A 15,396-nucleotide genomic window follows, 5' to 3' on the forward strand; every position below is an offset into this window, starting at 1 on the left:
TTCGCCTGAATCGCTACCCGGGCGTAATAGGCGCTTATATGCGCTATGTGAGGCAAGATCCGACGTATAGGTTGGTTGTGTCTGTAGAGGGGCATTTTCACTCCTGACGGGCGCAGTCAGCTGCGCCCGTTATTTAGTCAATCATCAATGATGATTACTTCGCTGCATCACGTAGAGCCTTTTCAATAAAGGCGACTGAACTCTCAAGCGCCTGTACCGCTTCTGGCTGCAACGTGGAGAAGAAATGCCAGGCGTGGAACATGCCCGGCCAGACTTCCAGATTTACGCGTACGCGGTTATCCCCCAGATGAGTTGCCAGACGCATCGCGTCGGTCAACATCAGTTCGTTTTCACCTATCTGAACGAGCACCGGCGGCAGGCCCGTTACATCAGCAAACACCGGTGATGCCATTGGATGGTTAGGCAATGCATCGCCGAGGAACGTACGTGCGAGAAAATCAAGACCCGCTTTGGTGTTCAGAGGATCAAGGCCTTCTCTGTTGGTCATAGAGACACCCGTGTGCTCAAGGTTAGCCCAGGGTGAAATAGCGACCCCGCCGGCTGGAAGTGGCAGGCCCTTGTTGCGTGCAGCAACCATAACGGTAACCACCATCGCGCCGCCCGCAGACTCGCCTGCCAGCACGATTTTACTGGCGTCAAATCCCTGTTCAATCAACCACTCATATGCACGAACGGTATCGGTAACGGGCGTAGGGAAAGGATACTCTGGTGCCAGTCGGTAATCTGGCATGTAAACCCGGGCGCCCAGCATGCTGGCATAGTTGCCACCAATACCGTGATAGCCAGCAGATTCACCGACAATGTATGCCCCACCGTGGATGTACATGACGATGGCATCGGTTTTAAGATTTTCAGGAGTCACCAGCGTTCCCGGCACGCCCCCCATATTGACCTCAGTAAAGCCAACACCTGCAGGTGCAGGATTTTTAGCCAGCATACGGGTATAGGCGTCACGCACTTCACTCATTGGCGTTACGGTATCTTCACCCGTAAGGATTGGTCCCAGACCGGCCAGGCTTTCTGACCATTCTTTTACGGCTTTCTTTGTTTGTTGATTCATCATCGGTATTCCTGTTTGTATTTGCGCTAAATTGGAACAGGAATATATAATATAACAACATTTAGGGAATTTGCTTCCCATATAAGGGTACAACAACGACCATATTGGATGAGAAAATATAGTATGGAGATCAACAGCATTGGTGATATCGCCGCGTTCGTCGCGGCTGTAAAAGCCGGGAGTTACACACACGCCGCAAGTTCCCTTGGGCTTACACGTTCTGCGATTGGTAAAAGTATCGTCCGGCTCGAAACGCGTATGGGGGTTCGTCTTCTTAACCGTACCACCCGAAGTCTGAGTCTTACCGATGAAGGGAGGGTCATGTTTGATCGTTGCCGCCAGATACTTGAGGACCTGGAAGAAGTCGATGCCGCCATGGCCATGCGCAGGGGTAAGCCAACGGGGACTCTCCGGCTGAGTGCGCCGCTTTCTTTTGGGCAGCGACATATCCTTCCCATTCTGGATATTTATCTGAAAAAGTGGCCGGAAATTCGTGCCGAAGTGTCCTTTAGCGACAGGTTTGTTGACCTGATAGAGGAAGGCTTTGATATTGCCATTCGTATAGGTGAACCTCGCGATGACTCACGTATTCTTACCCGCACGATTGCTTCGCAGCATATTGTCACTTGTGCATCCCCCGAGTACTTATCTTCACGGGGCGTTCCGGAAACACCCGCAGACTTAACCAGGCATGACACTATTTTTCTTCTGAGTGCAGAAAAGAGACGCAGTTGGCGGTTTGCGACACCGGAAGGCACTTTTGTGTATGAAGGACCCGGGCGGTTAAACCTCGACAGTTCGGAAGCCATGCGGGCATCGGCAATTTCCGGATTCGGTATCGTTCACTTACCCACCTATATGCTTGGAGAAGATTTGCGTAGCGGTAAATTGATACCGGTGCTTGAGAAGTATCCTTTCCCTCCGGAACCTATTCGACTCATTTATCCCAGTAAACGACATTTATCCCCGCGAATCCGGGCCTTTATTGACCTGCTTGTGGAAAGCTGGGAGCAAGGTTTACCTTGGGAATAAAGTATATCCAAACGCAGTTGTCCGGCAGCATTTTCAGGCACAATGTCCGCTCTTCGCTCATAGCTGCCCGTCAACTTTGTGCCAAAAGGGGACATTTTCAAATCTCGTTCTATTCATAAATGGGTACCCGTTCTTTAACCCTCAAAGACTGTATTTTTTCATTTTTATACTTGTTTTTAAGAAAACTGTTGACCATGGAGAACGATCGTTCTACCCTCATCTCATGAATAAGAAGCCAACAGATACCCGCGAAAAAATCCTGACTACCGCTGAGCAATTGATTTATAGGAATGGAATTCATGCCACAGGCATGGACCTTCTGGTCAAGACCTCAGGCGTAGCAAGGAAAAGTATTTATCGCTATTTCGCGAACAAGGATGACGTGGCAGCAGCCGCGTTGAAAGAGCGTGATGAACGCTGGATGCACTGGTTCAGAACTGAATCTGATAAAGGTGATACTCCTCAGAAGCGCATTTTGAATATGTTCAGTGTGCTCAGGGGCTGGTTTGATTCAGAAGGCTTTCGTGGTTGTGCTTTTATAAATACAGCCGGAGAAGTTGGTGATCATAACGACCCCATTCGTCAGATAGCAAAGCTGCATAAACAAAAATTGCTGGATTACACGCTCGATCTCACGGAGCAATTAAACATTGAGCAACCTGTCGTTCTGGCCAAACAGTTGCTGATTCTGATAGAGGGCGCAATCACCATATCCTATGTGATGGGCGATAGCAGCGCCGCCGACAGTGCAAGGGAAGTTGCGGAACGTTTGCTGGAACAGGTCTCTCCTTAGGCCTGAGTAACAAAACTGTTTCTATTTATAGTTCCAATTTTACGGGAGGTTTTACCATGTCCGATACACACATTCGCCAGCCACTTCCACCTTTCACTCACGAATCGGCGACTGAGAAAGTTCGGCTCGCTGAAGATGGCTGGAACAGCCGCGATGCCGAAAAAGTATCGCTGGCGTACTCACTGGAGACCAAATGGCGGAATCGAACAGAGTTTGCAAATAATCGTGAAGAAGCCAAAGAATTCCTCACACGTAAGTGGAACAAAGAACTTGAGTATCGTCTCATTAAAGAGTTGTGGACGTTCGGTAGTAACCGCATTGCTGTTCGATACGCTTATGAATGGCGTGACGACTCAGGTAATTGGTTTCGTTCTTACGGGAATGAAAACTGGGAATTTGAAGCAGATGGCCTGATGCACCGTCGCTTCGCCTGTATCAATGACATGCCTATCAAAGAAGGTGACCGCAAGTTTCACTGGCCCCTGGGCCGTCGACCGGATGACCATCCCGGTCTGTCGGAGTTGGGTCTGTAAATTTGACGGTTATCTCGCCAGAAGCGGACCTACAGGGGTTTTAGATGGCCACCTCAAGAAGTGGCCAACTTTTATCGACCACTTCACTAATGATCCAGATAGAGGTAGTGCATCCAACTGGTCATACGCAGCAGTACTTTACGCATCACTGAAACATGGGCGAAATGGTCTGAGTACACGGCCACTTGTGCGTAAATACCATCAGGCAAAACGTCAATTTCATTGTTTGGCGCCAGTTCAATGATGGCAATCACGCTGTCGCTGCCCGCGACGTTACTCAGTGACTGAAGGGCGCCCTGAGCCTGATATGCCCCTCCTGGTACTACGGGAAGAATACTGGTTAATTTTCCAGAAAATACTTGCCCTGGGAGTGCATTGAATACAACTTCAGCCTCATCGCCAGCCTCCAGTCGTAGCAGCGAGTTTTGTCTGAACTGAGCTATGATTTGCCTTTTTTGCTGAGGAATAAATATCATTACCGGGCGCAGCGGAAGGGAAGCCGCATAAGTTCCAGGTCGAATCAATACCTGAGTTACATAACCGTTACTCGGGGCTCGAACGACGGTTTGCTCAAGATTATATTTAGCTTCTGCTAGCTGAGCTCTGATACTCACTATTTGCGATTGCTCCCCGTTCAGCACACTGTCTAACTGACTTCGAATCTGTGACTGCTCGGCAACCGATCCTTTCACAAGCGCATCCTGAGCCAGGTAGTTTTGCCGGGCATTATCAATATCGCTTTCAGAAAAAGGGTTTACACGCGCTTTGCTCCCGGTAAGGTAACGTTGATAGTCTTTATATAAACGATCGCGTTCGGCACTGACGCGAGATGTATTAGCTATAGCGCCCTCTAATTGTCCCTTGAGTACCTGATTATTGTGAATAGCCGTCACCAGATCAGCTTGTAATTTATCAACACGAGCCTGGAAGCGGGCTGGGTCGATCCTGAAAAGAAGGTCTCCTTTTTTCATTAACGTATTTTGTTTATTGGTTACCTCACTAACAATCCCCGTTACCTGAGGAGTAATAGGAATTGAAATAACCGCTTTCTGCGCCAAATCTGTATAGGGATGGTTGTAATTCATCAATAAAATGAGCGCGCCAATTAAAAAAACGCCACCTAAGGCCGCAGTGGGTATTGTCCATTTATTTACGGGTATTTTGAAAATCTTAAATATTGCCCACGCAAAGGCGACATAAGTCAGGATAATGAGTAAATCCATCGTGTTACTCCAATGGAGGAATGTTGGTGTTTACCAGTTTTTGTTCTAATTCCGTAACCCGTTGCTGCAACTGGGTCAAGGAAGCTTCCTGAGTTTGCATGCCCCATCCGCGTTCGGGACGATACAATGTGGCCCATATCCATAAAAACGGCCAAATAACATGTAGCGTAAATAAACTCACCCAGCCTGCCACGTGGATAGCATCAGCATGAGGATGATTTCTGGATTTGGCAATGAGATAAGGAATATCATGAAGAATAATAATCCCATAGAAGATAATGAGGAAGACTACAATAAGGACACCCAACGCAAAATAATTCAGGAACATAGCGGCCTGGAACCTTAATAAGTGGTGTTGAGTAAATAATAGACGTTAAATAACATTGCCGCCTTTTTTTTCTGTGCATTAATACACTATACTGAATGTTGACAGAGTACTTAAATTTAAATCCATGAAATTAATGCTGTTTTATTAAAGATGGACTGCTTTCCATAGTGCTTTCTCAGCACTTATTTGAAGAAAAAACATTTAATATAACTATATTCCACCAGCAAAGGGTTTTAAGGGAGCCAAGTATGGTGATGCGGTTCGCAATTTATCAGTTCAAAATGGTCATCTTATTAATACTATTACTGGTAAACGCGAAGACTTTTTCCGCCGGTGGGGACCTCATCAAGAAACGGGCCGATGCGGTTCTTTCACTGATGACCTATACGGTGGTGCCTGATATCACCGCCAGCGACCTCAATATCCGCAATACATCCAACGAGAGTACGGCGCTCTCTCTCACCCAGATCGGTGGCGGAGCTACGTTGAGTGAAACGGTCCCCATCTATCTGGAAGGTGTTCTGGGATATAGCCGATACGATCCGCAGTTTGTTGTCTCCAATGGCAGCGAGAGTCGTAATATCCCGGTCAAATGGAATAGCGTGACTGCCACCGGGGGCATTGGCTGGGACATCAGGCTACTCAAAGATAAATTGGGGGGTAACCTGGTATTACGCCCCATCGCTAACTTTTCGTTAGGTACCGTGGCGAGCGATTTACGCATCGGCGCCCGGGCGCTTGAACGCCAAAGGGGCGGTGAGTACGACTTCCTCGACGGTGGACGCCTTAATGCCTACGGATTGGGCGGAGCAATGATGCTTGACTACGAACTGTTCTCTAAGACCCAGGATATTGACCTGGAATTACGCTATTCCTATCAGCATTTGCAAAGTTTCGCCAATAGCCCGGACGTTGTCAGCGGCAACGCCGACGCGGAAAATATCGGGCTATATCTGCGCCGTAGAGCACCAATAGCCGACTGGACGCTATTGGGTAAACCAGTACGGTATGTAATGGAAGGTGCACGTACAGAATACCTTGGAAATCAACGAGGTCAGTTGGGTTTTGATAGCTTAAATTCGTTAGGACTGGGGCTGGAACTCGACAGCAGCAAGTATGATATTGTGATCAGCCGTACACGCGTGGTCGCACGCTACATGTTCGGAAATAACACCTCGGGTTACGGTATCGGCATGGCATTCAGTTTTTGATTGCGCAACTTCGTTTTCCACTATTTTTCAATAAACCGCGCAGGACTACCGTACGTCCATGCCGCAAACGCGGCTCACCGAAACTCCACTGATATTGAGGAATGAAAATGAGCAAATTACTGAGCGGAAAAATTGCACTGGTTACCGGCGGCACCAGCGGTATTGGTCTGGCAAGCGCAAAAGAACTGGCTGAGCAGGGCGCACAGGTGCCGCTGGGGCGTCTGGGTGAGCCGGAAGAAATTGGTAAAGTGGTGGCGTTTCTGGCTTCCGATTCTGCCAGCTTTATCAACGGGACTGAGCTGTTCGTAGACGGCGGTATGGCGCAGGTGTGATGCGCGATTAATACCAGGATAAAAAAAACCGGCCAGCGGTAATCCACAGGCCGGTTGTGCTTTTTCAGAAAGCGTATCAGAACATCAATACCATCCACGGATAGGCAATCAGCATCATGCCGCCGAGGAAGATTGCGCCGAAGATGGTGCCCAGACGCCAGTAGTCTTTGGTTGGCAGATAGCCGCTGCCGTAGTAAATCGGGCTCGGGCCGGTGCCGTACGGGGTGATGATCCCCATTACACCCAGCGATGTCACCATCATCAGGCAGTAAACCGGCATGTTGATGCCCGGAATGGCTGCGGCGATGGTCAGCATAGCCGGTAACAGCGCGGTGGTGTGCGCCGTGGTACTGGCGAATAAATAGTGCAGCAGGAAGAACGCAATCAGCAGCATGACGGCCGCCACCTGCGGGTCGAATCCGTTGAGCAGTTGTCCGCCTTCTTTACCCAGCCAGGCGATAAAGCCGACGCGGGCCAGACCATCCGCCAGTGCCACCAGCGTGGCAAACCATGCGAAAGTGTTCCAGGCCGGTTTATTACTGGTGATATCGTTCCAGTTCAGCACGCCGGTCCACAGCATCAGCACGACAACCAGCAGCGCAGCCATGGCAGGTTCAATCCACGATGCAGCAAAAATCCACATCAGCAGGGCAGAACAGACGAAGATCAGCAGCAGGATTTCGTTGCGTGACAGCTTACCCAGTTTGTCGAGTTCGCTTTTCGCCCAGCGCGGTACTTCATCATTGATCTTCACTTCCGGCGGATAGAACCAGTAGGCCAGCAGCGGCATGGTCAGGATCAACAGCACGCCCAGTGGCAGGAATGCCAGGAACCACATGCCCCAGGAGATGGTAAAGCCGGTGATGCTTTTGACTAACGCCAGCGCCAGCAGGTTCGGCGCAAGTGCAGAAAGAAACATCGAACTGGTGATACAGGCGGCGGTAATCGCTACCCACATCAGATAAGAACCGATTTTACGCGCACTCGGGTCATTGGGCTTGGAGCCGTATAACGGTGGCAGGTTGGCGATGATAGGGTAAATCGTCCCGCCGCTGCGCGCGGTGTTGGACGGCGTGAAGGGCGCCAGCAACAGGTCCGCAAAGGTAATGGCATAACCTAACGTCAGACTGCGGCGACCGAGATATTTCACCAGGATCAGCGCCAGACGGCGGCCAAACTGCGTTTTGTCATACCCTGCGGCAAACATAAACGCGCCAAAAATCAGCCAGACCGTTGAGTTACCGAAGCCGCTCACCGCCCATTTGAAGGCTTCGGTGGGCATCTTAAATTTAGGGTTAGCTATTTCTTCGGGACTGAATAACAGCCACTGGCTGAACAGGGCGATGACGACCACACCGGTCAGGCCAATTACCGCGCCCGGCAGGGGTTCGAAGATCAACCCGACAATCACGCCGACGAAGATGGCGAAGAAGTGCCATGCATAAGGTTCAAGCCCCGCAGGCACTGGCGTCAGCAGTAACAGCACCGCCACCAGCACCGGCAGGAATAGCATAATCAGATGTTTTTTTTGACTCGCGGCAGGCGGTGCGGCCTTGGCGGGATCATTCAGCGTGGATGTGGGTTTCATAAATTTTATCTGCCCGTAATTGAGAGTGAGCCTGATGCCCCGGTTATCGTGTCTTGGTTCAACGAACCCTTTATTATGCTTTATCAGAAATGTGTTGAGCGGTACGTAACGATGATGCAGCCTTTGTGAAGCAATTAAGACATTACTATTATTCTTAAGATAAATGACACGAGCCATTCACTTATATTTAAATGAATGTCATTACAAAAATTGTGGTTATTTATTTCCTGAAAGAGTCCGCTTATGTGAATGTAGAGTAAATTTGAGTAAACGCCAACATTCAATCCAACTTGCTGATTTTGCAGGTGAGATTTTTTATGTTAATCTAAAGTTGATTTTTGTCAACTCATCATTAACACTTGAAGGTGGTATTGGTTTTCATGTCGGGTAAATAAACAACTCCTGCTTCCAGCACGTTTATAACGCCAATTTCATCGCCTGATGCAAATAAATTAGCCAACAGATTTCTATATTCGCCTGCTTCGGATTGCTTAATTAATCGGTAGTTTTCTAACGATAAGTAATGCGGCCACGGAAAAATTCAAGACTTACATATTTCGGAGTTGATCATAATGAATAAGCTGACCCCGGTTCTAAATCCGCTCACGCTTCCTAACGGCGCGGTACTGAAAAACCGTCTGCTGATGGCACCCATGACCACCTGTACCGGCTTTTATGACGGTACCGTCACCAGTGAACTGGTGGAATATTACCGCGATCGTGCCGGCAGCATTGGCACTATCATCGTCGAATGTTGCTTCATAGATCGTATGGGCCCGGCGTTCCCCGGCGCTATCGCTATCGACAGCGACAACAAAATTTCCGGTCTGAAGAAAATTGCCGATGCCATTAAATCCAAAGGCTCGAAAGCGATTTTGCAGATTTACCACGGCGGCAGAATGGTGGAGCCGGAACTGATCGGCGGCCGTACGCCTGTCGCGCCAAGTGCTATCGCTGCTCCGCGTGAAGGCGCAACCCAGCCGAAAGAACTGACCGGTGAAGAAGTAGAAACCATGATCACCAAATTTGGTGATGCCGTTAACCGTGCGATTAAAGCAGGCTTCGACGGCGTGGAGATCCACGGCGCTAACACCTATCTGATCCAGCAATTCTATTCGCCGAACTCCAACCAGCGCACCGACCAATGGGGCGGTGACCGCGACAAACGCGCCCGTTTCCCGCTGGAAGTGCTGGAAATCACCCATAAGATGGCTGAACGTTTCGCCGACAACTCTTTCATTATCGGCTACCGTTTCTCGCCGGAAGAGCTGGAAGTGCCGGGCATCCGCTTCGACGACACCATGTATCTGCTGGAAAAACTCGCCGCGCGCGGGCTGGACTACGTGCATTTCTCTGTCGGTCAGTTGCTGCGTCCTTCCATCGTCGATACGCAGGATCCGACCCCGCTGATCACCAAATTCCGCGCCATGCGTTCTGAAACACTGGCCAAAGTGCCGGTAATTGGCGTCGGCGGCGTGATCAACAAAGCCGATGCCGAGAAAGGGCTGGAATACGGTTTTGACCTGATTGCCGTCGGTAAAGCCTGCATCGCCTATCCGGACTGGGCCGATCGCATCGTTAATAACGATCATCTCGAGCTGTTTATCGACAGCCACAAACGCGAAGAACTGAATATCCCTGAACCGTTGTGGCGCTTCTCACTGGTTGACGCCATGATCCGCGACACCAGCGTTACCGGCCGTAAATACAAAGCGGGCGTTTATCAGGAGAAAGTCGAAGCCGAAGCGCTGAAGCTGAAAATCAGCGTTACGCTCGACACCGACCGTATTACCGATATCGCACTGGTCAAAGACGATTCGCTGGACGTCGATTTCACCACCACGTTCGAGAGCCTGCGTACCCGTATGCTGGTCGCCAACAGTCCACACGTTGATGCGATCACCGGCGCGACCACCCAGAGTGAGGCGCTGAAAAAAGCCGTTTCCCGCGCACTGGCGACCTCCAGCAAAGAGCATGTGATTGAAGAAGGCGGCAATCCGCAGGCGCCGCAAAACTTTGACGTTGTGGTCATCGGCAGCGGCGGCGCAGGTCTGGCCGCGGCGATTCAGGCGCATGACGAAGGCGCGCATGTGGTGATTATCGAGAAGATGCCGACCATCGGCGGTAACACTATCAAAGCCTCAGTCGGGATGAACGCAGCAGAAACGCGTTTCCAGAAACTGAAAGGTATCGAAGACAGTAAAGAGCTGTTTTATGACGAAACGCTGAAAGGCGGCAAGTTCAAAAACAACCCGGTCTTGCTGCGTGAGTTTGTGGAACTGGCACCCGAAGCCGTCGAATGGCTGGCAGCGAAAGAAATTGAACTGAACGACATCACCATCACCGGCGGGATGAGCATCGACCGTACGCACCGTCCGGCGGATCGTTCCGCTGTCGGTGGCTTCCTGATCAGCGGTCTGGTGAAAAACATCAACAAGCGCGAAATCGAAGTGCTGCTTGAAACGTCAGTCGCGGAAATCCTGTCTGATAATGGCGTCGTGACAGGTGTGAAAGTGGTGGATGAATATAACGACAGCCGCATCCTGAATGCGAAAAGCGTGATAGTCGCCACCGGTGGTTTCAGTGCTAACCGTGAGATGGTGGTGAAATATCGCCCTGAACTCGATGGTTTTGTGACCACTAACCACGCGGGCGCGACCGGCAGCGGTATCGCCATGCTGCAAAAACTGGGCGCAGACACCGTGGATATGGGCGAGATTCAGATCCACCCGACGGTTGAGCAAACCACGTCCTATCTGATTTCCGAAGCTATCCGTGGCGGCGGGGCGATCCTGGTCAGTCAGGCCGGGAAGCGTTTCTACAACGAGATGGAAACCCGCGACAAAGTGTCTGCTGAAATCATCGCCTTACCGGAAAAAAGCGCGTGGGTTATTTTCGACGAACAGGTGCGGTCGAATAACAAAGCGGCCGATGAATATATCGCCAAAGGCTTTGTGATCAGCGCACCAACGCCGGAAGAACTGGCGGTGAAACTGAATATGGATCCTCAGACACTTTCTGAAACCCTGCTGCGCTACAACCTGTTTGTGGTGGAGAAAAAGGATGAAGACTTTGGCCGTACCACCGCGCTGCGTCATCCGCTCAATCAGGGACCGTTCTTTGCCATCCGCATCGCGCCGGGCGTGCATCACACCATGGGCGGTGTGACTATCAATCCGGATACCGCCGTGCTTGATGCGCAAAAACAGGTGATCACCGGTGCCTGGGCCGCAGGTGAAGTGGTCGGCGGTATCCACGGCGCGAACCGCATCGGTGGTAACGCTGTCGCCGACATTATTATCTTCGGCATTCTCGCCGGTAAGAATGCGGCGGCGCTGGCGAGGCAATAATCGTCAGAATGTGAAAAGCTATAAATGTGAAAACCCACGTGTGAGCGTGGGTTTTTTTATGGAGAAGGGATGCTTCAGCCAAATGTCTCACGCACGGCCTGAATAAAACTGCGGATTTTCACAGTTTGCCTTAATCCTGCCGGTGTCAGCACATGCATAGGTCGTGAAGGCCCGTCGTAATCCGGTAACACCTGCACCAGTCGTCCCGCCCTGATTTCTTCACTCAGCACATCTTCCGGCCCCAGCGTGACGCCATATCCGCTCACGGCGGCGTGCAGCAATGCCCGCCAGTCATTGGAGCGCAGACGGCCTGCAGGCTGGATTTCCTGCATTTTCCCGTCCTGGTAAAATTGCCAGCGGCAGGGTGCCTGCGGTGACCAGATACCGTAAACCAGACAGGAATGGGCGGCGAGCTCCGCCGGTGTTTCCGGCACGCCATTTTGCGTGAGATAACCGGGGGAGGCGCAGGCAATCAGCCGGTAGGGTCGCAGCGGATAGGCAATCATCTGGCTGTCGCTGAGTTCACCAATTCGCAGGATCACTTCGTAACCTTCTTCAACCGGATCGACCATCCGGTCACTGAGCGTCAGCTCCACCTGCGTTTCGGGAAATTGCGCCAGATACTGCGTAATAAACGGTGCCAGCGAGGACGTGCCAAAAGTCACGGGCGCATTCACGCGCAACGTGCCGGAGGGCGTGACTTTCATTTCCAGCGCGATAGCATCCGCCGCTTCGGCCTCAGAAAGCACGATCTTACAGCGTTCATAATAGCTGCGCCCGATGTCTGTCAGGTGCTGACGCCGCGTCGTGCGGTTAATCAGCGCTGTTCCCAGACGGGATTCGAGGCGCGCGATATGTTTCGCCACCATCTGCGGGGAAATGCGTAATGCTTCTGCCGCCGCTGCGAAAGAGCCCAGATCGGCAGTTCTGACGAACACATTCATGCTGGTTAAACGATCCACGATTCCCTCTTATTTGTTGTTTGTTTATGCCTGTGAAGGCGATTTATCAATAATGAGTGTGGAATTATTCTTAACCTATCGACAACAAAATGAAAGGTGAGAATCATGAAAATAGGCATTATTGGTGCAGGGTTTGTGGGCAGGGCGGTGGCTAAACTGGCGATCAAGGCCGGACATCAGGTTATGCTCAGTAATTCACGCGGCCCTCAGACGCTGTTCAGCCTGAAGCCGATGATCGGCTGTGAAATTGGTACCGCGGCAGACGCCGCTTCTTTTGGCGATATTGTGCTGATTGCCGTGCCACTGACGGCTATCGGGCAACTGCCGGTGGCGGAAATCGGTGGAAAACCGGTAATCGATGCAGTGAATTATTACCCTGAACGCGACGGTCAGATTGCTGAACTTGATGATCAGACGACGACTACCAGCGAATATCTCGCCGATTTTCTGCCACACTCCAAAATCACCAAAGCGTTCAATGCGATTCAGATGACGGATCTTGAGAGCGACGGTTTGCCTGCTGGCGATCCGCAACGTCGCGCGCTGCCCGTCGCCAGTGATGATGCGGAAACGAAAAAGGCAGTGATTGCGCTGTATGACGCCTTTGGTTTTGACGCTGTTGACGTCGGCGCACTTACAGAAGGTTGGCGCTTCCAGCGAGGCATGCCGACCTATTGTGTGCGGATGACGGAAAATGAATTAAAGGCAGCGCTGGAAAGGGCGGTAAGACCGAAACCCGCGGGCATATAAAAGAGGGGGCTTTACCTTGCTCGTCCCGCTTCGCAGGGGGACGAGCTGATCGCGCTGTCAGTCAGTTGTCGAAGAAATAATCCCGCTGCCGTATTGCAACGAACTCATCAGTGCAGACGCTGAACCGGCAATATTGACCGCAAACATGATTATTCTTATGAAGATGATGAAGAAGCGATGTTACCGGCAAATGGATGGGGGATAATCAGGTGAAATGGCATAAACGTTATGTATAGAATTCATGAATAAACTTCACTGTATTTATGCAAAGGGTTTGTTTTTCTTTTACAAACATGAAGATTATGTTGTCACATAAAACATATCCTCAATATTATTGTGATGCTGTCACCACGAAGGCGTTTACCTTTTTATTCTGCGTTCGTGAAAGGCAGTGATGGTATTCATCATCAAAATGTCAGCGGAGAAAATATTTAACTTTTGAATTAAATTAATTGATGACACTGTGTTTAAGCGAATAAAATAGAGTGCCGATCTACTCTCTTAAAGAGTATAATCACATTTTTATTTAGTGCGGGACTCTAAAAATAATGCATTTTGAAACAAAAAGAGATATCCTCAACGCGCATATTAAAATAATATTTGACTCTCTTATTCCATATTCGACCAAACTGGCAGTGATGGATAACAGTGAATTGTTGTATACTGATGATAAAAATATCTCATTTGTCTATTTAGTGAAGTCTGGACATTTCCTCGTCAAAGACCTCTCTGTAGGAATGAGCATTAAAACAGTATCAGCACCTTATATTTTTGGTATGGCACAAGGGTTATATCCGGAACAAATGGGTCTTTTGGCTATTGAGCATATTTCAGATGGTGTGATTTATCGGTTAGAAAGTGAGCTGGCCATTGAAATCATCTCAAAAAAACAATGCTGGAGTTCTCTGGCGCATTTTCTGGCATTTCAGGTCGGTTTCCTGTCCAGCCGGTACTATGATATTTCGCATAGAAGTAGCTATCTGGTGATTAAGTCATTATTGCTCGAAATGAACAATGAGCCTGATGAAATAATCCAAAATTACAGTATTGAAAAATATATCTCCGAAAGATGTTATCTTGGCAGAAGTGGAATAATGAAGATTCTTTCTGATCTGCGTAAGGGCGGATATGTTGAAATAAAAAGAGGCAAGCTGATAAAAATTAATAAACTCCCTGAGAAATACTGATGACTTATGAGGGAATCACCGATGACTCCCTCATAAAATATTAATCGTAGCGTATATTAAATGTCGCCTTACCATTGGCTTTACCCGCAACCACTTTCTCCATCATCTGGTAGTATTCAACACTGAATAATAACGAGGTTGTACCCATCACGTCTGATGTGAAGGGGATATCTTTCCTCAACTCAACTGGCTGACTGTTATGCTTGATTCTTAGACTGATCCCTTCGGCACTGCCTGAGGTTTTATCTAATGCAATCAGTCCATTGGAAGGTTTTGCTTCCGGCTCTGTGCCATCAAATACAATACTGTATTGCATTTGGGCATCACAATTGAGATCAATTCTGAAATTTCGCTCGCCTACGCTGCTACCCGGCCCTTTGAAATCTTTAACATCAAAGCGCCCTAAATCAACGTGAATATTTTCATCGGAAAGTGTACACGCAGAGGGTGCGATTATGGTACTGCCAATATTAATGTGAGTAATATCACTCCCGCCGTCAGTCATTAATTTAGCATAACGCCCTGCGGATAAAATGCCTGCCGTTGTCTTACGGTCATTAGTTTTGATTAACTCTAGTTTGTATTGTGTATTAACCGGGATATCTCGTTGGCAACTCGTACTGTCACATTTCAAATCAAGATCCCAGGGAAATGAATGTTCAGTTAATGATAAACGATATCCGACACCCGGAATGTTTGTACTGTAAATGTTGTTTTTTAATAAATTGCCTAAATTAATTCTGGCATTTATTTTACCGCCCCCCTGACAGTTGAGTATCTTACTGACTCCTCCACTGGAAGGATCGGTCAATACTTGTTCATAAAGTACGTAGCCCGCCGGACGATTGTGCGGGATCACGATGTGTCCGGGGGTAAATGTCAATTCACGCGCTTGCTCAGTCGATGTGCATTGAGCTTGGCTCTGTACAGGAAAAAAGAAGAGAAAAAACACCCCTGTAGTCGTGAGTAATAATGACATTTTTGTCACTGGCTTTCTTGTTGTTCCTGGGTGTAACATTATTTATC

13 protein-coding genes and 1 pseudogene are annotated in these 15,396 nt (G+C 49.4%); 8 read left to right on the forward strand and 6 right to left on the reverse strand.

Going from position 1 to position 15,396, the window contains the following annotated elements; translation table 11 throughout:
* Positions 1 to 154 precede the first annotated feature (154 nt).
* Positions 155 to 1,081, reverse strand: coding sequence for an alpha/beta hydrolase (locus EC840_RS16385; RefSeq protein WP_243701079.1), 927 nt, complete (start codon positions 1,079 to 1,081; stop codon positions 155 to 157).
* Positions 1,082 to 1,204: 123 nt separating this feature from the next.
* Here EC840_RS16385 and EC840_RS16390 point away from each other — a divergent pair, with 123 nt between their 5' ends.
* From EC840_RS16390 to EC840_RS16400, 3 genes are all read left to right on the forward strand, one after another.
* Positions 1,205 to 2,113 carry a LysR family transcriptional regulator gene (locus tag EC840_RS16390; protein ID WP_112288738.1) on the forward strand — a complete coding sequence of 303 codons (909 nt, stop codon included), beginning with the start codon at positions 1,205 to 1,207 and terminating at the stop codon, positions 2,111 to 2,113.
* A 223-nt stretch (positions 2,114 to 2,336) separates the two neighbouring features.
* Positions 2,337 to 2,906 (forward strand): TetR/AcrR family transcriptional regulator, encoded by a 570-nt coding sequence (locus EC840_RS16395; RefSeq protein ID WP_132966176.1) that lies wholly within the window; start codon positions 2,337 to 2,339, stop codon positions 2,904 to 2,906.
* Positions 2,907 to 2,962: 56 nt separating this feature from the next.
* Complete coding sequence (locus tag EC840_RS16400; RefSeq protein WP_120162495.1) at positions 2,963 to 3,439, forward strand: DUF1348 family protein; 477 nt, start codon at positions 2,963 to 2,965, stop codon at positions 3,437 to 3,439.
* 86 nt (positions 3,440 to 3,525) lie between these two features.
* Here EC840_RS16400 and EC840_RS16405 read toward each other — a convergent pair whose 3' ends face one another.
* A complete protein-coding gene (locus tag EC840_RS16405) occupies positions 3,526 to 4,662 on the reverse strand; it encodes an HlyD family secretion protein (protein WP_132966178.1) in 1,137 nt (378 codons plus the stop codon).
* 4 nt (positions 4,663 to 4,666) lie between these two features.
* Positions 4,667 to 4,990, reverse strand: coding sequence for a DUF3302 domain-containing protein (locus tag EC840_RS16410; RefSeq protein WP_120162497.1), 324 nt, complete (start codon positions 4,988 to 4,990; stop codon positions 4,667 to 4,669).
* Between the two features lie 248 nt (positions 4,991 to 5,238).
* Here EC840_RS16410 and EC840_RS16415 point away from each other — a divergent pair, with 248 nt between their 5' ends.
* Both EC840_RS16415 and EC840_RS16420 read left to right on the forward strand, forming a co-directional pair.
* Positions 5,239 to 6,201: a hypothetical protein gene (locus EC840_RS16415; RefSeq protein WP_243701080.1), complete on the forward strand. Its 963-nt coding sequence runs from the start codon at positions 5,239 to 5,241 to the stop codon at positions 6,199 to 6,201.
* Between the two features lie 128 nt (positions 6,202 to 6,329).
* Positions 6,330 to 6,533, forward strand: a pseudogene (locus tag EC840_RS16420) (SDR family oxidoreductase); the annotation flags it as partial.
* A gap of 76 nt (positions 6,534 to 6,609) precedes the next feature.
* On the opposite strand, the gene EC840_RS16425 reads toward EC840_RS16420, so the two are convergent.
* Positions 6,610 to 8,121 carry an anion permease gene (locus EC840_RS16425; protein WP_129639975.1) on the reverse strand — a complete coding sequence of 504 codons (1,512 nt, stop codon included), beginning with the start codon at positions 8,119 to 8,121 and terminating at the stop codon, positions 6,610 to 6,612.
* A 572-nt stretch (positions 8,122 to 8,693) separates the two neighbouring features.
* Here EC840_RS16425 and EC840_RS16430 point away from each other — a divergent pair.
* On the forward strand, positions 8,694 to 11,471 hold the full coding sequence (locus tag EC840_RS16430; protein ID WP_129639976.1) for a flavocytochrome c: 2,778 nt from the start codon (positions 8,694 to 8,696) through the stop codon (positions 11,469 to 11,471).
* Between the two features lie 74 nt (positions 11,472 to 11,545).
* On the opposite strand, the gene EC840_RS16435 is transcribed toward EC840_RS16430, so the two are convergent.
* Entirely contained in the window at positions 11,546 to 12,433 is an 888-nt protein-coding gene (locus tag EC840_RS16435) for a LysR family transcriptional regulator (protein ID WP_132966180.1), read from the reverse strand.
* A 105-nt stretch (positions 12,434 to 12,538) separates the two neighbouring features.
* On the opposite strand from EC840_RS16435, the gene EC840_RS16440 reads away from it, so the two are divergent.
* Positions 12,539 to 13,183 (forward strand): NAD(P)-binding domain-containing protein, encoded by a 645-nt coding sequence (locus EC840_RS16440; RefSeq protein WP_132966182.1) that lies wholly within the window; start codon positions 12,539 to 12,541, stop codon positions 13,181 to 13,183.
* Between the two features lie 548 nt (positions 13,184 to 13,731).
* Complete coding sequence (locus EC840_RS16445) at positions 13,732 to 14,370, forward strand: winged helix-turn-helix transcriptional regulator (RefSeq protein WP_132966184.1); 639 nt, start codon at positions 13,732 to 13,734, stop codon at positions 14,368 to 14,370.
* A 40-nt stretch (positions 14,371 to 14,410) separates the two neighbouring features.
* Here EC840_RS16445 and EC840_RS16450 read toward each other — a convergent pair whose 3' ends face one another.
* The gene (locus tag EC840_RS16450) at positions 14,411 to 15,388 is read right to left on the reverse strand and encodes a fimbrial protein (RefSeq protein WP_132966186.1); all 978 of its coding nucleotides are present in this window, start codon (positions 15,386 to 15,388) and stop codon (positions 14,411 to 14,413) included.
* Positions 15,389 to 15,396: the final 8 nt, after the last annotated feature.

Origin of the sequence: Rahnella sp. JUb53, assembly GCF_004346065.1 — a bacterium.
Classification (GTDB): Bacteria; Pseudomonadota; Gammaproteobacteria; order Enterobacterales; family Enterobacteriaceae; genus Rahnella; species Rahnella variigena.